This is a genomic window from Paracoccus zhejiangensis (assembly GCF_002847445.1).
Taxonomy (GTDB): Bacteria; Pseudomonadota; Alphaproteobacteria; order Rhodobacterales; family Rhodobacteraceae; genus Paracoccus; species Paracoccus zhejiangensis.
On sequence record NZ_CP025430.1, the window covers coordinates 2,979,988 to 3,003,116 of the forward strand.

24 protein-coding genes are annotated in these 23,129 nt (G+C 65.5%); 10 read left to right on the top strand and 14 right to left on the bottom strand.

Annotated features, from left to right (window positions below):
- Positions 1-10 precede the first annotated feature (10 nt).
- Positions 11-517, top strand: a complete 507-nt coding sequence (locus CX676_RS14345; RefSeq protein ID WP_101753228.1) for a cell wall hydrolase — start codon at positions 11-13, stop codon at positions 515-517.
- Between the two features lie 158 nt (positions 518-675).
- On the opposite strand, the gene CX676_RS14350 is transcribed toward CX676_RS14345, so the two are convergent.
- Positions 676-1,362, bottom strand: coding sequence for a response regulator transcription factor (locus tag CX676_RS14350; protein WP_101753229.1), 687 nt, complete (start codon positions 1,360-1,362; stop codon positions 676-678).
- A gap of 134 nt (positions 1,363-1,496) precedes the next feature.
- Between CX676_RS14350 and ribA the strand changes: the two genes are divergently transcribed.
- Together ribA and CX676_RS14360 are read left to right on the top strand one after the other, a co-directional pair.
- Entirely contained in the window at positions 1,497-2,555 is a 1,059-nt protein-coding gene (gene ribA / locus CX676_RS14355; protein WP_101754354.1) for a GTP cyclohydrolase II, read from the top strand.
- Positions 2,552-3,055 carry a L,D-transpeptidase family protein gene (locus CX676_RS14360; protein WP_101753230.1) on the top strand — a complete coding sequence of 168 codons (504 nt, stop codon included), beginning with the start codon at positions 2,552-2,554 and terminating at the stop codon, positions 3,053-3,055. Before ribA ends, CX676_RS14360 begins: the two co-directional genes overlap by 4 nt.
- Before the next feature lie 13 nt (positions 3,056-3,068).
- Here CX676_RS14360 and CX676_RS14365 read toward each other — a convergent pair whose 3' ends face one another.
- Both CX676_RS14365 and CX676_RS14370 read right to left on the bottom strand, forming a co-directional pair.
- Complete coding sequence (locus CX676_RS14365) at positions 3,069-3,722, bottom strand: YggS family pyridoxal phosphate-dependent enzyme (RefSeq protein WP_101753231.1); 654 nt, start codon at positions 3,720-3,722, stop codon at positions 3,069-3,071.
- 70 nt (positions 3,723-3,792) lie between these two features.
- Positions 3,793-4,800 (bottom strand): porin, encoded by a 1,008-nt coding sequence (locus tag CX676_RS14370; protein ID WP_101753232.1) that lies wholly within the window; start codon positions 4,798-4,800, stop codon positions 3,793-3,795.
- A gap of 261 nt (positions 4,801-5,061) precedes the next feature.
- Between CX676_RS14370 and CX676_RS14375 the strand changes: the two genes are divergently transcribed.
- From CX676_RS14375 to CX676_RS14405, 7 genes are all read left to right on the top strand, one after another.
- Entirely contained in the window at positions 5,062-5,583 is a 522-nt protein-coding gene (locus CX676_RS14375; RefSeq protein ID WP_101753233.1) for a DUF3576 domain-containing protein, read from the top strand.
- A 102-nt stretch (positions 5,584-5,685) separates the two neighbouring features.
- Positions 5,686-8,226, top strand: a complete 2,541-nt coding sequence (gene leuS, locus CX676_RS14380) for a leucine--tRNA ligase (RefSeq protein ID WP_101753234.1) — start codon at positions 5,686-5,688, stop codon at positions 8,224-8,226.
- Positions 8,213-8,710 carry an LPS assembly lipoprotein LptE gene (gene lptE, locus CX676_RS14385; protein WP_232816464.1) on the top strand — a complete coding sequence of 166 codons (498 nt, stop codon included), beginning with the start codon at positions 8,213-8,215 and terminating at the stop codon, positions 8,708-8,710. The genes leuS and lptE overlap by 14 nt, the downstream gene beginning before the upstream one ends.
- Positions 8,707-9,735: a DNA polymerase III subunit delta gene (holA, locus tag CX676_RS14390; protein WP_101753236.1), complete on the top strand. Its 1,029-nt coding sequence runs from the start codon at positions 8,707-8,709 to the stop codon at positions 9,733-9,735. Before lptE ends, holA begins: the two co-directional genes overlap by 4 nt.
- 47 nt (positions 9,736-9,782) lie before the next feature.
- Positions 9,783-10,931, top strand: coding sequence for a TIGR03862 family flavoprotein (locus CX676_RS14395; protein WP_232816659.1), 1,149 nt, complete (start codon positions 9,783-9,785; stop codon positions 10,929-10,931).
- Between the two features lie 75 nt (positions 10,932-11,006).
- On the top strand, positions 11,007-11,822 hold the full coding sequence (locus tag CX676_RS14400) for a cyclase family protein (protein ID WP_101753238.1): 816 nt from the start codon (positions 11,007-11,009) through the stop codon (positions 11,820-11,822).
- Entirely contained in the window at positions 11,822-12,223 is a 402-nt protein-coding gene (locus CX676_RS14405; protein WP_101753239.1) for a carboxymuconolactone decarboxylase family protein, read from the top strand. Before CX676_RS14400 ends, CX676_RS14405 begins: the two co-directional genes overlap by 1 nt.
- A gap of 3 nt (positions 12,224-12,226) precedes the next feature.
- Here the strand turns inward: CX676_RS14405 and CX676_RS14410 are convergent, their stop codons facing one another.
- The 11 genes from CX676_RS14410 to glpD all read right to left on the bottom strand — a co-directional run bounded on the left by CX676_RS14410 (position 12,227) and on the right by glpD (position 23,012).
- Complete coding sequence (locus tag CX676_RS14410; RefSeq protein ID WP_101753240.1) at positions 12,227-12,814, bottom strand: glutathione S-transferase family protein; 588 nt, start codon at positions 12,812-12,814, stop codon at positions 12,227-12,229.
- An 87-nt stretch (positions 12,815-12,901) separates the two neighbouring features.
- Positions 12,902-13,480 (bottom strand): transglycosylase SLT domain-containing protein, encoded by a 579-nt coding sequence (locus CX676_RS14415; protein WP_101753241.1) that lies wholly within the window; start codon positions 13,478-13,480, stop codon positions 12,902-12,904.
- Between the two features lie 72 nt (positions 13,481-13,552).
- Entirely contained in the window at positions 13,553-15,028 is a 1,476-nt protein-coding gene (gene glpK, locus CX676_RS14420) for a glycerol kinase GlpK (RefSeq protein WP_101753242.1), read from the bottom strand.
- A gap of 125 nt (positions 15,029-15,153) precedes the next feature.
- Entirely contained in the window at positions 15,154-16,866 is a 1,713-nt protein-coding gene (locus tag CX676_RS14425; RefSeq protein ID WP_101753243.1) for an ABC transporter substrate-binding protein, read from the bottom strand.
- A 43-nt stretch (positions 16,867-16,909) separates the two neighbouring features.
- On the bottom strand, positions 16,910-17,224 hold the full coding sequence (locus CX676_RS14430; protein ID WP_101754355.1) for a DUF2160 domain-containing protein: 315 nt from the start codon (positions 17,222-17,224) through the stop codon (positions 16,910-16,912).
- Between the two features lie 131 nt (positions 17,225-17,355).
- Positions 17,356-17,592 carry a hypothetical protein gene (locus tag CX676_RS14435; RefSeq protein WP_101753244.1) on the bottom strand — a complete coding sequence of 79 codons (237 nt, stop codon included), beginning with the start codon at positions 17,590-17,592 and terminating at the stop codon, positions 17,356-17,358.
- Entirely contained in the window at positions 17,592-18,413 is an 822-nt protein-coding gene (locus tag CX676_RS14440) for a carbohydrate ABC transporter permease (protein WP_101753245.1), read from the bottom strand. Before CX676_RS14440 ends, CX676_RS14435 begins: the two co-directional genes overlap by 1 nt.
- Positions 18,414-19,280 (bottom strand): carbohydrate ABC transporter permease, encoded by an 867-nt coding sequence (locus CX676_RS14445; RefSeq protein WP_101753246.1) that lies wholly within the window; start codon positions 19,278-19,280, stop codon positions 18,414-18,416.
- On the bottom strand, positions 19,280-20,371 hold the full coding sequence (locus CX676_RS14450) for an ABC transporter ATP-binding protein (RefSeq protein WP_101753247.1): 1,092 nt from the start codon (positions 20,369-20,371) through the stop codon (positions 19,280-19,282). The genes CX676_RS14445 and CX676_RS14450 overlap by 1 nt, the downstream gene beginning before the upstream one ends.
- A gap of 23 nt (positions 20,372-20,394) precedes the next feature.
- Entirely contained in the window at positions 20,395-21,465 is a 1,071-nt protein-coding gene (locus CX676_RS14455; RefSeq protein ID WP_101753248.1) for an ABC transporter ATP-binding protein, read from the bottom strand.
- Positions 21,462-23,012, bottom strand: a complete 1,551-nt coding sequence (gene glpD / locus CX676_RS14460; RefSeq protein ID WP_101753249.1) for a glycerol-3-phosphate dehydrogenase — start codon at positions 23,010-23,012, stop codon at positions 21,462-21,464. The genes CX676_RS14455 and glpD overlap by 4 nt, the downstream gene beginning before the upstream one ends.
- Positions 23,013-23,129: the final 117 nt, after the last annotated feature.

Genomic DNA, 23,129 nt, shown 5'->3' on the forward strand with positions numbered 1-23,129 from the left:
AGGACAGTGAATGACCTCCCCCTTCTCGACCTGGCAGATCACCCTGTCGCTGCTGGCCGCACTGCTGATCCTCAGCGGCTGCGGCATGGGGCGTCGGCATTCGGACCTCGAATGCATGGAACGGGCGATGTTCTTCGAATCCAACCGCTCGAGCCGCGACGGCATGATCGCGGTCGGCAGCGTGGTGATGAACCGCGTCGCCTCGCCGCAATTCCCCAATACCGTTTGCGGCGTTGTCGGCCAAAAGAACCAGTTCGCCCCCGGTGTCATGACTCGCAAGATGAACTCGAAGGCCATGCCCGACGTGCGCGCCGCCGCCCGCGCCGTGCTGCGCGGCGAGCGTCACCCGCTGGTCGGCAATGCCCAGTTCTTCCACGCCGCGACGCACCGGTTCTCCTATGACAACATGCATTACGTCGTGACCGCCGGCGGCAATGCCTTTTACGAGAAGCGCAAGAGCCACCTGGTGACCAACCCGGTGCCGCTGCGCCCGCTGGAAGGGATCACCGGGCGGTAGGGCTGCCCAAAAAACCGAAAGACCCCGGCGGGGATCGCGCCGGGGTCTTCGAACTTTGGTGTGGCCGCATCCACCGACCACTGGGCTTCGGGGGGTGAACGCCTGCCGGAGGGACGGGTTCCGGCAGTTCACAAACGTTTATTCAAGCCGTGATCGGCTCAGGCGACCAGCCGATAGCCGCCCGATTCCGTGACCAGAAGCCGCGCGTTCGAGGGGTCGGGTTCGATCTTCTGGCGCAGGCGATAGATATGGGTTTCCAGCGTGTGCGTGGTGACGCCCGCGTTATAGCCCCAGACCTCGTGCAGCAGGATATCCCGCGGCACCACGCCATCCTGTGCGCGGTAGAGGAACTTGAGGATATTGGTTTCCTTCTCGGTCAGACGGATCTTGCGGTCCTTCTGGTCGATCAGCATCTTCATCGCCGGCTTGAACGTGTACGGCCCAAGCTGGAAGATCGCGTCTTCCGATTGTTCATGCGTGCGCAGCTGCGCCCGCAGGCGCGCCAGCAGCACCGGGAACTTGAACGGCTTGGTGATGTAATCATTGGCGCCGCTGTCGAGGCCGAGGATGGTATCGGCATCGGTGTCATGGCCGGTCAGCATCACGATCGGGCATTTGACATTGTGCTTGCGCAGCTTCTTGCACAGCTCGCGCCCGTCGGTATCGGGCAGGCCGACATCGAGGATCACCAGATCGAAGATGTTGCCCTTGCTGGCCTCCATCGCCTCGGCGCCGCTGCCGGCCTCGAGCACGTCGAAATCATCGGTGGCCACCAGCTGCTCGGCCAGGGCTTCGCGCAGGTCCTCTTCGTCATCGACCAGCAGGATCTTTTTAAGTCCAGGCATGCTTGCCTCCTTTGCCTCATTGAGGGATGGATGGGGTCGCGCGCGCCTTGCGTCCAGCTTCATGTCGGAAATCTCACATGGAGTTGTCGGCACGGGGCGTTATGTTTCAGATTGTTTCAGAATCCGCGGAGCCGATGAGCCTGATCCCCACCCTCGCCGAGACCGTCTCGCGCGCCCGCACCGACCTTCGGATGGGCCTGCCGGTGATGATCGGTGGCCATCTGGCGGCGGCGGTCGAGACGCTGTCGCCCGCCCGGATGGCGGCGATGCAGGCGCTGGGGCGGCCGGTTCTGGCGATCACCGAGCGGCGGGCCGAGACGCTGAAGGCGCGGGCCTATGATGCGGGGTTGGCGCGGGTCAAGGTGCCGGGTGATGCCGACCTGCGCTGGCTGCGCGCCATTGCCGATCCCTCGGGGGATCTGATGACCCCGATGAAGGGGCCGCTGTTCACCGATCGCGGCGGCGAGACCGCGCCGCATCTGGCGGCGCTGGCGCTGGCCAAGGCGGCGCAGCTTCTGCCGGCGGTGCTGGTGGTGCCGGCCCCGCTGCAACCCGGCCTGACCAGCGTGGAGCCCGGCCCGCTGATGGCGCAGCTGGCCAGCGAAGCCGCCCTGAACCCCGTTGCTTGTGCGCGCCTGCCGCTTGGCGCCGCCGAGCGGTCGCGGCTGCATATCTTCCGCCCCGATGATGGCGGCGAGGAGCATTACGCCGTCGAGATCGGCGATCCGCCCCGCGACCAGCCGGTGCTGGCGCGGCTGCATTCGGCCTGCTTCACCGGCGATGTGCTGGGCAGCCTGAAATGCGATTGCGGCCCGCAGCTGCATTCGGCGCTGAATCTGATGGGCAGTCAGGGGCAGGGGGTGCTGCTCTATCTCAATCAGGAGGGCCGGGGGATCGGGCTGGCGAACAAGATGCGCGCCTATGCCCTGCAGAACCAGGGCTTCGATACGGTCGAGGCCAATCACCGGCTGGGGTTCGAGGATGACGAGCGCGATTTCCGCATTGGTGCGGAATTGCTGCGCCGCCTCGGCTTTGACCGGGTGCGGCTCTTGACCAACAACCCGCGCAAGGTGGCGATGTTGCAGGGGCATGGCATCGAGGTGAAAGAGCGGGTGCCGCTGATCGTGGCGCGGAACCGCCACAACACCGATTACCTGGACGTGAAGGCCGAGAAATCGGGGCATCTGCTGTGAGCCCCTTCGATCTGGTCCTGACCCCGCTTGGCATCCGCTTCCAGGGCCGGCTGTTCCCCTGCAGCATCGGCAAGCGCGGCGTTACTGACGCCAAGCGCGAGGGCGACGGCGCCACACCGGCCGGGCATCACCGCATCACCGGTCTCTGGTATCGTCCCGACCGGCTGGCATGCCCTGCCCCATGGGCGCGGCCGATCCTGCCCGGCGATCTCTGGTGCGATGCGCCGGATCATCGGGATTACAATCACCACGCCCGCGCACCGCTGAAGGCCAGTCACGAGCGTCTGCGCCGCGCCGATCCGCTGTATGATCTGGTCCTGACGACAGACTGGAACTGGCCGGAGGCCGTTCCCGGCCGTGGCAGCGCGATCTTCCTGCACCAGTGGCGGCGACCGCATTTCGGCAGCGAGGGCTGCATCGCCTTCGCGCGACCTGACCTGATCTGGATTGTCAGCCGCGCCGCGCCCGGCACGCGCCTGATCGTGCCGCTGCTCGGCTGATCGACTTGCGGCCTCAGCCGTAATCCCGCGCGCCGAAAATGGCGGAACCGACGCGTACATGCGTCGCGCCCTCGGCGATCGCCGCTTCGAAATCGGCGCTCATGCCCATCGACAGGAAGGGCAGGTCGTTCTCGCCAGCCAGCTTCCGCAGCAGGCGGAAATGCGACACCGGGTCCTGATCCTCGGGCGGGATGCACATCAGGCCCTGCGGCGCGAGGCCTAGGTCACGGCAGGCGGCGAGGAAGCCCGGCAGCTCATCGGCAAGGATGCCCGCCTTCTGCGGCTCGTCGCCGGTATTCACCTGGATGAACAGCTGCGGCGCGCGGCCTTGGTCGGCGATCTGCTGGGCCAGCTTCTTCGCCAGCGACATGCGGTCCAGCGTATGGATCGCGTCGAACAGCCCGACGGCGGCCTTGGCCTTGTTCGACTGCACCGGCCCGATCATGTGCAGCTCGACCCCCGGAAAGCGGTCGCGCCAGCCAGGCCATTTGCCCTGCGCCTCCTGCACGTAATTCTCGCCAAAGATCCGCTGGCCGGCGTCCAGCACGTGAAGCACCCGGTCCTCGGGCTGCACCTTGCTGACAGCGATCAGGGTGATGCTGTCTGCATTGCGCCCGGCCTTTTCGGCGGCGGCGGCGATGCGCGTCTTGATATCGTTCAGTCCCATGGAAGCGACCATCCAAAAAGAAAAGAGCGGGCGCAAGGCCCGCTCTTTCCGAAGTGTGTTTCCGATCAGATCAGAACGCGAAGCGGATACCCACGTCGGCAACGGTGTCCGAGAACCAGTCGCTGTCTGCGATACCGGCCGCAACGGTCGCGCCGCCGCCCAGATCGTAGTCAACGCCGATACCCCAGCTGTCGTATTCCACGTCCGACAGACCGGCGACAACGGCTTCGCCTTCGTCGCGGCGCCAGAAGCCTTTGAACAGCATGTTGTTGTACTCGTAGCCGAGCGACAGGCCATAGGCGCGGTCGTACTCGATGCCGGTGTTGTCGATGGTGATCGACTCATCGTCGCTGATGGCGAAGTTGATGTCCGGACGGTTCTTGTAGTCAGCGTAGAAGGCTTTGGCCATGAACGCACCCGAGGTGACTTCACCGCCGACAACGATCTCTTTCTGATCGCCGTGCTTGCCGTAGCCGAGGCCGACATTGTAGGTGCCGTTCGAGAAGGTGCCTTCGTAGCTGGCACCCAGCGACCAAGCCAGGTCGGAGTCGGTCGAGTTGTCACCTTCGCCGTAGGCCGGACCCCAGGGGTCGTCGCTGCCGTCGGTGGCCGACGCGAACACGTTCACGCCCGAGATGCTGTATTCGTACAGGATGTTCGGACCCTGGTCGAGGTTGTTGCCATCGGCGGTCAGGTAGGACGGCTCGTTCAGGTTGCCGTAGAAGTCGCCACCGGTGTAGCCGACGCCATACAGGTCGCCAACGGCCATTTCCGAAGCCGAAGCAACGTCACCCATCGACAGTTTGCCGTAGGTGCCCGAAACGTAGACGGCACCACGGGTACCGTTGCCGGCGCGCTGTGCGGCACGCTCGTGGTCGACGCGGAACGAAGCGCCATACGACAGGCCGCTGTCGGTTTCGCCGGTCGCGGTGAAGCGGACGCGGGCACGGCTTGCGAACTGGGCGTCGTTGCCATCATAAACCAGACCCATGCGAGCGTCGCCGCTCAGCGCGATCTCGGCCGATGCAACACCGGCGGTCATGACCAGCGCGGTGGTTGCGAAAAGAACCTTTTTCATGGTTGTGATCCCTCTTGTCTCTCTCATGCCCAAACCGGATCGCCCGCCTTGGGGATGCATCTGTCATCCTTCTTTCGGTCCCGCGATGCAACGGAATCGCCCACCCGCTCAATTCTTTGCTCTTTTCTGTGATGCACATGCGCCACAGTCGGGTTGAGGGACCGCCGCGGCGCGGCCTTTGCCCAAGACGCTTGTCGCCACCGGCAGTTCCGCGCTAAAGCTGCGACAACCAAGAATGCCCAGTTGACGGGGGACCGGATTATGATCGCACGCGCCGCGCGCCTGACATTCGCCACGACGCTTTGCGCGGCCCTCGCCGCCTGCGGAGGAGATTCGTTCAGTTTCGGGGGCGGCGGTGGCGGTGGAGCCACGGGGCGCGGCACCGATGACCAGATCGCGCTGGAGGGGGATGACCGGCAGCCGGGCGGGCGGACGGAATCGACCATCTGGGACCTGTTCAGCAATAACGAGAACCCGAACAACACCGTCGCGGTGAACAAGTACCTGTGGAATGCCAGCCTCGATGTGCTCAACTTCCTGCCGATCCAGTCGGTCGATCCCTATACCGGGGTGATCGTCACCGGCTATGGCACCCCGCCCGGCGGTGGCCGCTCCTACCGCGCGGCGATCAAGATCAGCGATCCGGCGCTGGATGCACGCTCGCTGAAGGTGGCGCTGCAGGGTGCCGGTGGGTCCGCGGTCGAGCCGGGCACGGTCCGGGCGGTCGAGGACGCGATCCTGACCCGTGCGCGGCAACTGCGCATCCAGGACGGCAAGTTGTAATCCACACGAGAAGTCACGGCCCGGTGAACGGCCGGGCCACTGGACCTGATCTGCGGCGGCGTATAAACCCGGCGGGCAATCCTGAACGGCCCGAGGTGTCCCATGCCCTATGATCCCGCCCAAAGCGAAGCGCGCTGGCAGCAAGCCTGGGCCGAGGCCGGCACCTTCACCGCCACCCGCGACGAGCGGCCGAAATACTACGTGCTCGAGATGTTCCCCTATCCGTCGGGGCGCATCCATATGGGGCATGTGCGCAATTACACGATGGGCGACGTGGTGGCGCGGTTCAAACGCGCGCAAGGATTCAGCGTGCTGCACCCGATGGGCTGGGATGCCTTCGGCATGCCGGCCGAGAATGCGGCGATGGAGCAGGGCGGCCATCCGCGCGACTGGACCTATGCCAATATCGCCACCATGCGCGACCAATTGCGCCCGCTTGGCCTGTCGATCGACTGGAGCCGCGAATTTGCCACCTGCGACGACGATTACGTCGCCCAGCAGCAGGCATTGTTCCTGGATTTCCTCGAGGCCGGGTTGATCACCCGCAAATCGGCGCAGGTGAACTGGGACCCGGTCGACATGACCGTCCTGGCGAACGAGCAGGTGATCGACGGCAAGGGCTGGCGCTCGGGCGCCGCGGTCGAGCGCAAGGAACTGACCCAGTGGTTCTTCCGCATCTCGGATTATTCCGACGAACTGTTGTCGGCGCTGGATGGCTTGACCGGCTGGCCCGACAAGGTGCGGCTGATGCAGGCCAACTGGATCGGCAAGTCGCGCGGGCTGCAATTCGGCTTTGCCACCGTCGATGCGCCCTCGGGCTTCGAGCGGATCGAGGTCTATACCACCCGTCCAGACACGCTGATGGGGGCCTCGTTCCTCGCGCTGTCGCCGGATCATCCGCTGGTGAAACTGCTGGCCGAGACCCGGCCCGAAGTTGCGGCCTTCGTCGAGGAATGCCGCCGCATCGGCACCACCGAAGAGGCGATCGAGACCGCGCCGAAGTTGGGCTTTGACACCGGGCTGACCGTGCGGCACCCGCTGGACCCGAACTGGCATCTGCCGATCTGGGTCGCCAATTTCGTGCTGATGGATTACGGCACCGGCGCCATCTTCGGCTCGCCGGCACATGACGAGCGCGACCATGAATTCGCCACGAAATACGGCCTGCCGATCCGCGCCACCTTTGGCGAGCGCGGCATGGATCTGGCTGAGGCCGATGCGCTGGTGGCCAAGGTGGCCTATGTGCCGCTGAAATCTGAGACCGTCACCTTTGTCCGCGGCTTTGCCGGCGAGAGCGACCAGACCGGCGAGGCGGCGGTGGATGCGGCCATCGCCCATGCCGAGGCGCAGGGCTATGGCGAGGGCGTGACCAAGTTCCGCCTGCGCGACTGGGGCATCTCGCGCCAGCGTTATTGGGGTTGTCCGATCCCTGTCGTGCATTGCAGTCAATGCGGCACCGTGCCCGAGGCCAAGAAGAACCTGCCGGTGCTGCTGCCGCAGGATGTCAGCTTCGACGTGCCGGGCAACCCGCTGGACCGCCATCCAAGCTGGCGCCAGACCAACTGCCCGGTCTGCGGTGGCGCGGCCCTGCGCGAAACCGATACGATGGACACCTTTGTCGATTCGTCCTGGTATTACGCCCGCTTCACCGCGCCCCATGCCGACACGCCGACAGTGCGCGCCGATGCCGATTACTGGATGAATGTCGACCAGTATATCGGCGGCATCGAGCACGCGATCCTGCATCTCCTCTATTCCCGCTTCTTCGCCCGCGCGATGGTGAAGACCGGGCATCTACCGGAAACCGCCAGCGAGCCCTTCGATGCGCTGTTCACGCAGGGCATGGTGACGCATGAGATCTACATGACCCGCGACGAGCGGGGCCGGCCGGTCTATCACCTGCCCGAGGATGTGGTGGACGGCAAGCTGGCCGACGGCACGCCGGTCGAGATCATCCCCTCGGCCAAGATGTCGAAGTCCAAGAAGAACGTGGTCGATCCGGTGAACATCGTCGCCAGCTTTGGCGCCGACACGGCGCGCTGGTTCATGCTGTCGGACAGCCCGCCCGAGCGGGACGTGGAATGGACCGCCGCCGGGGCCGAGGCCGCGAACAAGTTCCTCGCCCGGGTCTGGCGTCTGGCCGACGAGGCGCCGGTGGAGGGTGGCGACGATCCCGATCTGACCCGCGCCGCGCATCGCGCCATTGCCGATGTCACCAGGGCGATCGAGGGCTTTGCCTTCAACAAGGCGGTGGCGAAGCTTTATGAGCTGGCCAATGCCATTGGCAAGTCGAAGGCCGGGGGGGACAGCCGCCGTGCCGTCCTGCGCACCATGGCGCAGCTGATGGCTCCGATGGTGCCGCATCTGGCCGAGGATGTCTGGGCGATGGCCGGCGGTCAGGGCATGGCGGTCGATGCGCCCTGGCCCGTTGCCGATCCGGCGATGCTGGTCGATGACACCGTTACGCTGCCGATCCAGATCAACGGCAAGCGCCGGGCCGAGATCTCGGTGCCGAAGGATATGGCGAAGGACGAGATCGAAGCGCTGGTCATGGCCGATGAAACCGTGCAACGTTTCCTCGAAGGGGCGGCGCCGAAGAAGCTGATCGTGGTGCCGGGTCGGATCGTCAATGTGGTTGCCTAGCGTTCTTTCTGTGTCGACCATGCCGCGCCGGGCGCTGCTGGCGGGTTTGCTGGCGCTGTCGGCCTGCGGATTGCAGCCGGTCTATGGGCCTGGCGGTGCGGCGACGAAATTGTTCGGTCAGGTCTCGCCGGCTGATCCCGACACGCCCGACGAGTTCCTGTTCAACCGCCGTATCGCCGAGCGGCTGGGTCCGGCGGGCGGGGCCTATGCGCTGGACTATACGCTGCGCATCGGCGTCGTGGCACAGGGGATCACGCCCGACGAGATCACCACGCGCTATTCGCTGAACGGCAGCGCCGATTTCCGGCTGACCGACAGCGCGAGCGGTGCGGTCGTGACCGAGGGGCAGGTGAGCACCTTCACCTCCTACTCGACCACCGGCACCACCGTCGCGACCCTGACCGCCGAATATGACGCGCGCCAGCGGCTGGCGCGGATGCTGGCCGATCAGGTCGTCACGCGGCTGTTGGCTGCGGCCCCATGATCCTGAAGGGCGGCGAGATCGCCCGCTATCTGGCGCGGCCCGATCCGTCGCGCCCGGCGCTGCTGATCTATGGTCAGGATCCGATGCGGGTCTCGATGAAGCGGGTCGAGGCGGTGGCCGCGCTGGCTGGACCGGATGCCGAGACGGACATGCGCCTGACCCGGATGGCCGGCGGCGATCTGCGCAAGGATCCGGCGCAGCTTCTGGATGCGATCAAGGAGGTCGGCTTCTTCCCCGGTCAGCGCGTGGTGCTGGTCGAGGACACGCCCGACAGCGCGGCGCCGGCCATCGGCACGGCCATTGGCGACTGGCAGGCGGGCGATGCCGCCATCGTGGTGACGGCCGGGGCGCTGGCGAAATCCTCGGCTTTGCGAAAACTGTTCGAGGGCCACAAGGCCGCCGTGACTGCGCCGATCTATGACGACCCGCCGGGCGAGGAGGAAATCGCCCGCTGGCTGGCCGATGCCGGGCTGCGCGAGGTGCCGCGCGATGCGATGGCCGACCTGCTGGTGCTGGCCCGCGCGCTCGATCCGGGCGATCTGCGCCAGACCATCGAGAAGATCGGGCTCTACAAGCATGGCGACCCCGCGCCGCTGACGCCCGCCGAGATCGCGCTGATGGCGCCGGCCAGCATCGAGGCCGATCTGGATGATCTGATCCATGCCGTGGCCGAGGGCAAACCCGCCGAGTTCGGTGCGCTGATGCGGCGGATCGAGGGGCAGGGCACCTCGCCGGTGACGCTGTGCATTTCCGCCCTGCGCCATTTCCGTGCCCTGCACGCCGCCGCCGCCGATCCCGGCGGGCCGGTTGCCGGGTTGATGCGCCAGCGGCCGCCGGTCTTCGGCCCGCGCCGCGACCGCATGGCGCGGCAGGCGCAGACCTGGGGGATGCGGCCGCTGGAAGAGGCGGTGCATCACCTGCTGGAGACCGACCTGACGCTGCGCTCGTCAAGCAGGGCGCCGCAGATGCCGCTGATCGAGCGGGCGCTGATCCGGCTCGCCATGATGCCGCGGGGCCGGCGGTGAGCGAGGCGGTCGACGCGCTGGTGATCGGCGCGGGACCGGCAGGGCTGATGGCGGCGGAAGAACTGGCCGCGCCGGGACGGCGGGTCGTGGTTGCCGAGGCGATGCCGACTGCGGCGCGCAAATTCCTGATGGCGGGAAAGTCGGGGCTGAACCTGACCAAGGACGAGCCTGTCGCGGATTTTGCGGCACGGATCACCGGGGGCTGCCTGCCCCCGGACCCCCGGGGATATTTGAGCCAAGATGAAAGCCAGTTCGGGCCTGAAGAGGTGATTAAATGGGCGCGTGGTTTGGGAATCGAGCTGTTCACCGGTTCGACCGGGCGCGTCTTTCCCAAGGGTATGAAGGCCTCGCCGCTGCTGCGCGCCTGGCTGGCGCGGCTGGTGGCTGGCGGAGTCGAGGTCAGGACGCGCTGGCGCTGGACCGGCTTCGAGGATGGTTTCCGGTTCGCGACGCCTGACGGGCCGCGAGTGATCCGGCCCAAGGTCACAGTGCTGGCGCTTGGCGGGGCCAGCTGGCCGAGGCTTGGGTCGGATGCGGCATGGGTGCCGTGGCTGCGGGCTGCGGGCGTCGAGGTTTCGGAGTTCCAGCCAGCGAATATGGGCTTTCGGGTCGACTGGTCCGCACCGATGCAGCGCCATCTGGGCGCGGCGGTGAAGGGCGTGGCGATCCGGGCCGGCGATGCGGTCAGTCGCGGCGAATGGGTGATCGGGCGGCAGGGGATCGAGGGCGGCGGGGTCTACGAGATCGCGGCGGCGCTGCGTGACGGCGCACCGGGCGAGGTCGATCTGGCGCCGGACCTGTCGGAAGATGCCTTGGCGGGGCGGCTCGCGAAACCGCGCGGCAAGCTGTCGCTGGGGAACTGGCTGCGGCGCGCCCTGGGTGATCCGGTCAAGGTCGCTCTGCTGATGGAATGGGGGCGACCCTTGCCGGATGATCCACTGGCGCTGGCGCGGCTCGCGAAAGCCCTGCCGCTGCGCCATGCCGGCCCGATGGGGCTTGAGCGGGCGATCTCCTCGGCGGGCGGCATTCGGGGCGATGCGCTGGACGGGGAGCTGCAGCTCAAGGCGCTGCCCGGCGTCTTCGCGGCGGGCGAGATGCTGGACTGGGAGGCGCCGACAGGGGGCTACCTGCTGACCACCTGCCTTGCCACCGGGCGCCGGGCCGGTCAGGCGGCGGCGCGGTTGCTGGATCGTTGAGCGGCGCAAGAATCCCTTTGGCGGCGCGAGGAGGTCATGTCAGGCTTTACCTCGACCCAGCCAGAGGAGGTCCCCATGTGCAATGCCTGCGTGATCGAAAATGTGAAGCAATCCATGATGAGCCGCCGCCAGCTGTTCAGCGGCGCGGCGGCAACCGGGGCGGCGGCCATCGCTGCCGGTGCCCTTGCTGCCCGGCCCGCATTGGCGCAAGCGAGCGGCAAGGTGGTCGATCTGACCCATGTGCTCGATGAGAATTTCCCCACCTTCGACGGGGTGCCGGGCATCGCCTATGAGGAGGCGGTGAATTTCGACAGCTCCGGCTATCAGCTGTGGAAACTGACCATCTTCGAGCATTCCGGCACCCATATCGACGCGCCGCTGCATTTCTCGAAGGATGGCACCTCGGTCGCCGAACTGGCACCAGAGACGCTGATCTGCCCGCTTTGCGTCATCGACATCAGCGCCAAGGCCGCCGAGGACGCCAATGCCATGGTCGAGGCGGCGGATGTCGAGGCCTGGATCGCCGCCCATGGCGAGATCCCGGAGGGGGCCTGCGTGGCGATGCATTCGGGCTGGGCGGCCAAGGTCGGCACGCCGGAGTTCCGCAACACGCCCGACGGCAGCTTTGCCTTTCCGGGATTCGGGAAATCCGCGACCGATCTGCTGGCCGGGATGAATGTCGCGGCAATCGGGGTCGATTCCCTGTCGCTCGATCCCGGCAATTCGGCCGATTTCGCGGTGCATAACTCGTGGCTGCCGGGCGGGCGCTATGGCATCGAGAACCTCGCCAACCTGGACCAGATGCCGGCCACCGGGGCGACGCTGTTCGTGGGCGCGCCCAAGCACGCGCGCGGCACCGGCGGCCCGGCCCGCATTCTGGCGGTGATCTGATGGCGACGGTTGCGCTGCTGTCGGACGAGGCCGCACCGGCGGAAAGCCGGGCGGTCTTCGAGGCGATCCGCACGGCGCGGCAGACCGACTATGTCAACAACTTCTGGCGCGCGCTGGCCCATGATCCGGCGCTGCTCAGGGTGACATGGGAGCGGGCGTCAGAGGTCATGGCGCCCGGCGCGCTGGACCCGCTGGTGAAGGAACTGGTCTACCTGGCGGTTTCGACTGCCAATGGCTGTGCCTATTGCGTCCACTCCCATACCGCCGCCGCCCGCGCCAAGGGGATGACGCCCGAGCAGCATGGCGAATTGCTGGCGGTCATCGCCATGGCCAGCCAGACCAATGCGCTGGCCACCGCGCTTGGCGTGCCGGTGGATGAGCGGTTTCAGGAGGGGCCGTAGACCCTATCTCGCCGCCGCCCGTTGGAAGGCCGGGCGGGCGCGCATCCGGTCGAGATAGTCCGACAGCCGCGCCTCGACGATGGGGAACTTGGCCGCCAGCGCCCAGGTGAGGCAATGGCTCAGGATGATGTCGGGCACGGTCATCCGCTCGCCCAGCAGGAACTCGCCCTCGGCCATGCGGTGATTCAGGGTCTTCTGGCTGCGCTCGAATTCCCAACGCAGGGTGTTCTTGATCCCCGACATGCGCAGTTCCTCGGGCAGGATGAAGCTGTGCCGGGCTGCAGTCCACAGCGCCGCGTCGAATTCATCGAGAATGAACTGGGTCAGGCTGTCCTGCCGCGCCCGCTCGATCGAGCCGGCATCATAGGTCAGGGCGCCGTGATGGTCGGCCAGAAAGGTCAGGATCGCGGTCGAATCGGTGATCGGCGTGCCGTCGGCCACCAGGATCGGCACCTTGCCCGCCGGGTTGAACTCGACCACGTCATCGCTGCGCGGATTGGCCGGGACATGCTGATAGGGCAGGCCAAGTTCTTCCAGCATCCACAACACCCGCAGGGTGCGGCTGCCGACGGTGCCGATGACGGTATACATGCTGATCCTCGTGCTGGGGCTGAGGCCCATCAGGCCGCAGCCGGCACGGATCGTCAACCGGCGAAAAGGTGCTGCGCGCGCGGACCCTTACTTGCGGCAGGAGGCCAGTTGCGCACGGTACATGTTGGCGCGCTGGCCGACCTGCCCGGCGACGCGCACCAGCCAGCTTTTGTTCAGGTAGGATTGGCGGGCGAAGCCCGACCGGCCCTCGTGATAGGCGAGGTATTGCGAGGTAGCGTCCTGTTTCGAGATGCCGAGGATCCGGGTCGAGTTGTGCATGTACCAGCCCATGAAATCGGTGGCATCGCGGATATCGTCGCGCTGCGCCCGGCGCTTGCCGGTCTCGCGCAGATATTCCTCCCAGGTGCCGTCCAGCGCCTGCGAATAGCCATAGGCGCTGCTTTGCCGCCCGATCGGGATGACCCCAAGCGCATATTGATGCGGCGTCCGTGCATCGCCGATGAATTTCGATTCCTGATGGATCGCGGCCATCTGCACGGCCACCGGCACGCCCCATTTCCGCTCGGTCGATTTCATCGCCCGGTAATAGGCCGGCCGCTCGGCCACGATGGCGCAGGCATTGTCGAGATTGCGCGGCGCCTTGTAATTGCCGCCGCCGCATGACGCGACCAGCCCGACGATCGCCAGTTTCAGAAGCCTGTTCATGTCACTCGCCCCGGTTTCTTTGTTTTCTGGCGATCATAAGGGAAATCACGCCGGGGTGAAATCACGAATGGCTCAGACGGCGATGACGGCCTGAACGGCGCGGTTCCAAGCGGAATAGCGCGCATCGCGGGTGGCATCATCCATCTGCGGCTCGAAACGGCGGTCAAGCCGCCAGGCCTTGGCATATTCCTCGGGCTCGGGGCAAAGCCCGGCGCGGTAGCCGGCCAGCCATGCGGCGCCCTGGGCCGTGGTCTCGGTATTCACCGGACGGTCGACCGGCGCGCCGAGGATATCGGCCAGGAACTGCATCGCCGGCTCGCTGGCGGTCATGCCGCCATCGACGCGCAGCACGGCATCGCCGGCCTCGGGCCAGTCGGCGCGCATGGCCTGCCACAGGTCGCGGGTCTGAAAGCCCACACTTTCCAGCGCCGCGCGGGCGAACTCGGCCGGGCCAGTGTTCCGCGTCAGGCCAAAGACGGCGCCGCGCGCGTTGGGATTCCAATGCGGTGCGCCAAGGCCGGTGAAGGCCGGGACCATGATGATCTGCTGGCTGTCATCTGCCTTGGCCGACAGCGGCGCGGTCTCGGCCGCGTCGCGGATGATCTGCAGCCCGTCGCGCAGCCATTGCACCACGGCGCCAGCGATGAAGATCGAGCCCTCCAGCGCATAGGTGGGCTTGCCGTTCAGCTGATAGGCGATGGTGGTCAGAAGCCGGTTTTCCGAGGTGACGGCATCGGCGCCGGTGTTCAACAGCGCAAAGCAGCCGGTGCCATAGGTCGATTTCATCATCCCGGGCTGGAAACAGGCCTGACCCACGGTCGCCGCCTGCTGGTCGCCGGCCACGCCAAGGATCGGCACCTCGCGCCCGAACAGGTCGGCGCGGGTGGTGCCGAACTCGGCGGCGCTGTCGCGCACCTCGGGCAGGATCGCCATCGGCACGTTGAACAGTCGGCACATGTCCTCGGACCATGCGCCCTTGCGGATGTCGTAAAGCATGGTGCGCGCGGCATTGGTGGCATCGGTCACATGACTGTGGCCATCGGTCAGCTTCCAGATCAGGAAACTGTCCACCGTGCCGAAGGCCAGTTCGCCCTTTTCGGCCCGCCCCCGCGCGCCCTCGACCTGATCGAGGATCCAGGCGATCTTGGTGGCGCTGAAATAGGGATCGAGCAGCAGGCCGGTGGCGGCAGTGACTGCGGCCTCCTGTCCGTCCTCCTTCAGCCGGGCGCAGAGATCGGCGGTGCGGCGGTCCTGCCAGACGATGGCGCGGTGGATCGGCTCGCCGGTCTTGCGGTCCCAGATCACCGTCGTCTCGCGCTGGTTGGTGATGCCGATGGCGTCGATGCGCGGATTGCCGGCGGTCTCGATGGCGGCGCGGGCCGAGGCGGCGGTGGTGGACCAGATATCACCCGGGTCATGTTCGACCCAGCCCGATTGCGGGAAATGCTGCTTGAACTCCTGCTGGCCCTTGCCCTTGACCTGCAGATCATCGCTGAAGATCAGTGCCCGGGACGAGGTCGTCCCCTGGTCGATTGCCAGAATGGTCATGGTTTCCCTCCCAAGGCGCCTGCTTCTTCTTCATCGAAATATCCCCGCCGGAGGCATCCGGAGCGGATATTCGGAGGAAGAAGAAAGGGGGCAGGCTGCGCCCGCCCCCGATCCTTGCCAGCGGCTTACTGCCAGCTTTTCACCAGCTCGTCATAGCTGACGGTTTCCGGCTGCGGCTTCTCGTTCTCCAGCTTCAGCTGGGGCGCGATGCCGCCGTTTTCCTTGGCGAAGTTGTTCCACCACTCAAGGTCATGCTCCTCGGCCATTTTCGGACCGATATCGCCCTGAACGCCAGCGCGCTCCAGACGCTCCATCACCTGCTCCTGCTCGGCGCAGAGGCTGTCCATGGCTTCCTGCGCGGATTTCGCACCCGAGGAGGCATCGCCGATGGCCTGCCACCACAGCTGCGCCAGCTTCGGATAGTCAGGAACGTTGGTGCCGGTGGGCGACCAGTTCAGGCGGGCGGGCGAGCGATAGAACTCGACCAGACCGCCCAGCTTGGGCGCGCGCTCGGTGAAGCTGTCGTCCTGGATGGTGGATTCGCGGATGAAGGTCAGGCCGATATGCGATTTCTTCACGTCGACGGTCTTCGAGGTCACGAATTGCGCGTAGAGCCAGGCGGCCTTGGCGCGGTCATCCGGGGTCGATTTCAACAGCGTCCACGAGCCGGCGTCCTGATAGCCAAGCTTCATGCCGTCCTGCCAATAGGCACCGTGGGGCGAGGGGGCCATGCGCCATTTCGGCGTGCCATCCTCGTTCACCACGGGGGTGCCTTCCTTGACCATGTCGGCGGTGAAGGCGGTGTACCAGAACATCTGCTGGGCCACTTCACCCTGCGCCGGGACCGGACCCGATTCCGAGAAGGTCATGCCCTGCGCCGCCGGAGGGGCGAACTTGCCCAGCCAGTCGAGGTATTTCTGGATCGCATAGACCGAGGCCGGGCCGTTGGTGTCGCCACCACGGGCCACGCAGCTGCCCACCGGGCGGCTGTTCTCGTCGACGCGGATGCCCCACTCATCGACCGGCTTGCCGTTCGGAATGCCCTTGTCGCCGTTTCCGGCCATCGACAGCCAGGCATCGGTGAAGCGCCAGCCGAGCGAGGGGTCCTTCTTGCCATAGTCCATATGGCCGAAGACCTTCTTGCCGTCGATCTCGCGGCCGGTGAAGAACTCGGCGATGTCCTCATAGGCCGACCAGTTGACCGGCACGCCCAGGTCGTAGCCGTATTTCTCCTTGAACTCGGCCTTGATCGCTTCGTCGTTGAACCAGTCATAGCGGAACCAGTAGAGGTTCGCGAATTGCTGGTCGGGCAGCTGGTAGAGGTTGCCGTCCGGCGCGGTGGTGAAGGACGCGCCAATGAAGTCGGCAATGTCGAGGTTCGGGTTGGTCACATCCTTGCCGGCATTGGCCATCCAGTCGGTCAGGTTGCGCGCCTGCTGGTAGCGCCAATGGGTGCCGATCAGGTCCGAGTCGTTGACATAGGCGTCATAGACGTTCTCGCCCGACTGCATCTGCGTCTGCAGCTTCTCGACCACATCGCCTTCGCCGATCAGGTCATGGGTGATCTTGATGCCGGTGATGGCGGTGAAGGCCGGGGCCAGCACCTTGGATTCGTATTCATGCGTGGTGATGGTTTCCGACACCACGTTGATCTCCATGCCGGCCATCGGCGCGGCGGCGTCGATGAACCATTGCATTTCGGCCTCTTGGGCGGCGCGGTCCAGCGTCGACAGCTCGCCGATTTCGGCATCGAGGAAGGCTTTCGCCTCGTCCATGCCGGCCTGGGCGGCCGTTGCCATCAGCGCAAGCGCCATGGCGGTCGTCAGGTGCAGTTTCATTTGGGTTAATCCCTCCCGTTGTGCCGGCCCTTGCCGGCGGTTGTCACACCCAGCGGAATACCGCTGCGGCGTAAATCAGCGCGACGGCCAGCCCGCCCCAGACCGGAACCCCCATCACCCCAAGCCAGATGAGGCAGATGAAGGCCGAACCGAGCAGGCTGATGAACAGCCGGTCGCCGCGCGTAGTCATGATCCCGAGGACGCCCTTGCGCGGCGTTTCGGGGAAGCGGATGGCGAGCCAGGTGAAGAGGATCAACAGGCCCGCGATGATGGTGAAGAAGAGGGCGGTCGGAAAGGTCCATGCCATCCAGCCGCCGGGGTCGAGGCTGCCGAACCAGTCTTTCACATCGTCCTCCATCGGGACGAGCGTGGTCAGCCAGAAGAGGAAGCCGAGCCAGACGAGGCCCGCGAGGGCGAAGCCGGTGGAGACGGATTTACGCATGACGACCTCGGGACATGATCAGGGCGAAGAAGGTGCAGGGCGTCATCTCAGAAATCCCCGGGTTCATAGGTTTCGATCAACTCGCCCCACTGATCTTCCGGGGCATGGGGATTGCGCTTGTAGAGCTCGATCAGCGCGTAATCCCCCTGCGGCGCGATGCGGTCGATCTCGGCCTCCGCATCGGCATATTCGGTCGCGCCGGTGGCGCTGATCAGCTTGCGTCCCTCACCATAGACGAAGATGGCGAAAACGGCGTTCTCCTGATTGGGATCGAGAAGCGGCATCAGACCCTCCCCAGGGCAAAGCCCTTGGCGATGTAGTTGCGGACGAACCAGATGACCAAGGCACCCGGAATGATGGTCAGGATCCCTGCCGCTGCCAGCACACCCCAGTCCATACCGGAGGCCGAGACCGTGCGGGTCATGGTGGCCGCGATGGGCTTGGCGTTGACCGAGGTCAGCGTGCGCGAGAGCAGCAGTTCAACCCAAGAGAACATGAAGCAGAAGAAGGCGGCGACACCAATGCCGCTCGCGATCATCGGCATGAAGATCTTCACGAAGAAGCGCGGAAAGGAATAGCCGTCGATATAGGCGGTCTCGTCGATCTCGCGCGGGACACCGGACATGAAACCTTCGAGGATCCAGACCGCGAGGGGCACGTTGAAGAGGCAGTGGGCCAGAGCGACGGCGATATGGGTGTCGAAAAGGCCGATCGAGGAATAGAGCTGGAAGAAGGGCAGGGCGAAAACAGCGGCCGGCGCCATGCGGTTGGTCAGAAGCCAGAAGAACAGGTGCTTGTCGCCCAGAAACCGATAGCGCGAGAAGGCATAGGCGGCCGGCAGCGCCACGGTGATCGAGATGACCGTGTTCATCACCACATAGGTCAGGCTGTTCACATAGCCCATGTACCAGGACGGATCGGTCAGGATCGTGCGGTAATTGGCCAGCGTCGGGCTTTGCGGCCAGAGGCTGAAGGTGCCCAAGATCTCCTGGTTGGTCTTCAGGCTCATGTTCAGGAGCCAGTAGATCGGCAGGAGCAGGAACAGCAGGTAGAGCGCCATGACGATGGCGGCGCCCCGGCCCTTGGATTCGGCGACAGCAGCCATTTACAGGGTCTCCTGTTCTTTGGTCATGACGGTGTAGAAGACGAAAGAGATCAGCAGGATCACGAGGAAGTAGATCAGGCTGAAGGCAGCTGCCGGGCCAAGGTCGAACTGACCCACCGCCATCTTCACCAGGTCGATCGACAGGAAGGTGGTGGCGTTGCCCGGACCGCCGCCGGTGACGACGAAAGGCTCGGTATAGATCATGAAGCTGTCCATGAAGCGCAGCAGCACGGCAATCAGCAGCACGCCCTGCATCTTCGGCAGCTCGATATAGCGGAAGACCTTCCAGCGGCTGGCCTGATCGATCTTGGCGGCCTGATAATAGGCATCGGGGATCGACTGCAGCCCGGCATAGCAGAGCAGCGCGACGAGGCTGGTCCAGTGCCAGACATCCATGACGATGATCGTGACCCAAGCATCCAGCGCGTCATTGACGTAGTTGTAGTCGATGCCGAGCTTGGCCAGCGTGTGACCCAGAAGGCCGATATCGACGCGACCGAAGACCTGCCAGATGGTGCCGACGACGTTCCACGGGATCAGCAGCGGCAGGGCCATGAGGACGAGGCAGAAGGACGCCCAGGCCCCTTTCTTTGGCATGTTCAGCGCGATGAAGATGCCAAGCGGGATCTCGATCGCAAGGATGATGGCCGAGAACAGGATCTGCCGGCCAAGGGCGGCGCGGATGCGGTCGGAATCGATCACATCCTGAAACCATTCGAGCCCGGCCCAGAAGAACTGGTTGTTCCCGAAGGTGTCCTGAACGGCATAGTTCACCACGGTCATCAGCGGCAGCACGGCCGAGAAGGCGACCAGCAGCAGCACCGGCAGGACCAGGAACCAGGCGCGGTTGTTGACGGGTTTATCCATCAGGCAGCCCTTTCCGAGGCGCGGGGCGCGACGCGCCAGTCATCGACATAGACATGGGTATGGGCGGGATCGGGGATCACCCGGTTGGCGCCCTCGGGGATCGGCTGGCCCTCGGGAACGATCACGTTCACCTCGGTGTCGCCGACCCTGCCGCGCAGGATGCGGTGATGGCCGACATCCTCGATGCGGCGGATGGTGAAGGGCAGGCCCTCGTCGCCGGCGGCGATGCGCAGGAACTCGGGGCGGATGCCCAGCTGCACCTTGCCCGGATGGGCGTCATAGCCATGGGCCAGCCGCACCTGCCCGCCCACGACATGGGCGGTGGCGCCCTCGATCCGGGCATCGATCACGTTCATGCCGGGCGAGCCGATGAAATAGCCTACGAAGGTATGTTCGGGCGCATCGAACAGTGCCTGCGGCGTGCCGGCCTGGACCACGCGGCCGTCATACATGACCACGACCTGGTCGGCGAAGGTCAGCGCCTCGGTCTGGTCATGGGTGACATAAATCATCGTATGGCCGAACTGACGGTGCAGATCCTTCAGCTGGGTGCGCAGCTCCCATTTCATATGCGGATCGATGACCGTCAGCGGCTCGTCGAAGAGGATCGCGTTCACGTCCTGACGGACCATGCCGCGGCCGAGGCTGATCTTCTGCTTGGCGTCGGCGGTCAGGCCACGGGCGCGGCGGTCCAGCGTATCGGCCATGCCGATCATCTCGGCCACCTGCGCCACGCGCTGCGCCACCTCGGTTTCGGTCATGCCGCGATTGCGCAGCGGGAAGGCCAGGTTGTCGCGCACTGACATGGTATCGTAGACGACGGGGAACTGGAACACCTGGGCGATGTTGCGGTCCGCCGTCGGCAGGCTGGTCACGTCACGGTCTCCGAACAGGATACGGCCCTGCGACGGCACCAGCAGGCCCGAGATGATGTTGAGCAGCGTCGATTTTCCGCAACCGGACGAACCCAACAGCGCATAGGCGCCGCCATCCTGCCAGGTCATGGTCATCGGCTTCAGCGCATAGTCCGAATCCTTGGTCGGATTGGGCAGATAGCTGTGGGCCAGGTTTTCCAGTGTGATCTTGGTCATGTTTCTCCTCCCTCGTCGCGCTGTCAGGCCGCCGCCGCATAGGGCGCGGACCGGGCAAGTGCGCCGTCGGGTCTGAACAGATAGATATGCGCGGGATCGAGCCAGACGGTCAGCTGCTGGCCGTGATCGCGGTCATGGACGCCGTTCACCAGGCCGACCCAGCGGTCGCCCTCGTGATGCAGATGCAGGAAGGTCTGCGCGCCGGTGATCTCGGTCGTGTCGAGCACCGCCGAAAGCGGCAGCGCGTTGGGCGTCTGGTGCAGCGACAGGTGCGAGGGGCGGAAGCCGGCCAGATAGCTGCCATTCGGCAGATCACCCGCCGACCAGACCGCATCGCGGATGCCGGCGCGGCCGTTCGAGACGGTGACGGTGGTGAAATTCATCGGCGGATCGCTGAACACCCGCGCGGTGGTGGCGTCGCGGGGGGCGCGGTAGACGCTGGGCGTCGGGCCGAATTGCGTGACCCGGCCTTCCCACAGCGTCGCGGTATTGCCACCCAGCAGCAGCGCCTCTTCGGGCTCGGTGGTGGCATAGACGAAGATCGCGCCCGATTCCTCGAAGATGCGCGGGATCTCGGCGCGCAATTCCTCGCGCAGCTTGTAGTCGAGGTTGGCCAGCGGCTCGTCGAGCAACACCAGGCCGGCACCCTTGACCAGCGCGCGGGCCAATGCGCAGCGCTGCTGCTGGCCGCCTGACAGTTCCAGCGGCTTGCGGCCCAGCATCGGGGTCAGGCGCATCATCTCGGCCGTGGCCTTCACCCGGCGGTCGATCTCGTCCCGGCTGACGCCCATCAGGCGCAGCGGCGAGGCGACGTTGTCATAGACGCTCATCGACGGGTAGTTGATGAACTGCTGGTAGACCATGGCGACCTTGCGGTCCTGCACGCGCTGGTCGGTCACGTCCTGACCGTTCCAGATGACGCGCCCGGTCGAGGGCTTGTCGAGGCCCGCCATCAGCCGCATCAGCGTGGTCTTGCCCGCAAGCGTCGGGCCGAGAAGCACGTTCATGCTGCCCGGCTGCAGCGTCAGGTCGGTCGGGTAGATCTGCATCCGCCCGCCCACCGATTTCGAGATGTCTTTCAGCTCAAGGCTCATGCGGCCGCCCTTTTCTCGGTCATCCACGCCTCAAGCGCGGCAATCTGATCGGGCTGCATCCGCAGGCCCAGCTTGCTGCGCCGCCAGACGACATCATCGGCATGGCGGGCGAATTCATGGTCCATCAGCCAGTGGACCTCGGCCTCGGTCAACGTGCCGCCGAAGTCGCGGCCGAGATCGGCCGCCGTGCGCGCATCGCCCAGCAGGGTGCGGGCATCGATGCCATAGGCGCGGATCAGGCGATGCGCCCAATCGGGCGACAGGAAGGGATAATCGCGCTGCAGCGTGGCGATCAGGCTGTCGACGCCGTCCACCGGGAAATTCCCGCCGGGCAGGGGCACGCCGGCCGTCCAGTCGCCGCTGGCCTGCGGGAAATGCGGCGCCAGTTTCTGCAGCGCGTGCTCGGCCAGCTTGCGATAGGTGGTGATCTTGCCGCCGAAGACGTTCAGGCAGGCCGCGCCATTGGCATCCAGCGACAGAACATATTCGCGCGTCGCCGCCGTGGCCGATTTCGCGCCATCGTCATACAGCGGCCGCACCCCGGAATAGGTCCAGACGATCTGGTCGCGGGTCACCGGCTGCTTGAAATACTGTGAGGCGAAATCGCACAGGTATTGCTGTTCCGCCGGCGTGCATTCGGCATCCAGCGGGCTGCCCTGATGGTCCTGATCGGTAGTGCCGATCAAGGTGAAGTCGCGCTCGTAGGGGATGGCGAAGATGATCCGCCCATCCGAACCCTGGAAGAAATAGGCTTTGCCGTGGTCATAGAGCTTGGGCACGACGATATGGCTGCCGCGCACCAGCCGCACCGATTCCGTGCTGGGCAGGTGGATCACGTCATGGATCACGTGTCCGACCCAGGGCCCGCCGGCATTGACCAGTGCGCGGGCATGGAAGATGCGCCCGTCCGACAGGGTGATCTTCCACAGCTTGCCCTCGCGCCGGGCATCGCTGACCTCGGCGCCGACAAGGATATCCGCCCCGCGCTCGGCCGCGTCGCGGGCATTCAGCGCGACAAGGCGCGCGTCATCGACCCAGCAATCGCTGTATTCATAGGCTTTCGCCAGCCGGTCCTGCAGCGGGCGACCCTCGGGTCCGGTGGTCAGATCGACCGAGGTCGTTGCCGGCAGAATCTTGCGCCCGCCAAGGCTGTCATACATCGCCAACCCGGCGCGGATCAGGAAACCAGGGCGGCGGCCTTTCTGCCAGGGCATCAACTTGGACAGCATCCGCGAGACCGGCGTGTCCGATTCGAAAGTCATCTTCGGGTCAAGCGGCAGCACGAAGCGCAGCGGCCAGCTGATATGGGGCATGGCCCGCAGCAGAACCTCGCGTTCGCGCAGCGCCTCGCGCACCAGCCGGATCTCGAGATATTCCAGGTAGCGCAACCCGCCATGGAACAGCTTGGTCGACTTCGAGCTGGTGGCCTGCGCCAGATCGCCCATCTCGGCCAGACGCACCGACAGCCCGCGGCCCACGGCATCGCGGGCAATGCCGCAGCCGTTGATCCCACCGCCAATGATGAACAGATCGGTCGTTTCCGACATGGTTCCCCTCTCCCATTGCGCTGCATCCGATCACGGTGGCGTGCGTTCTGTCAATCAGAATTATTCGTTTTGGTTCGTTTATGTTCGTATTGACAGAAAACGAACATCGATCTTACC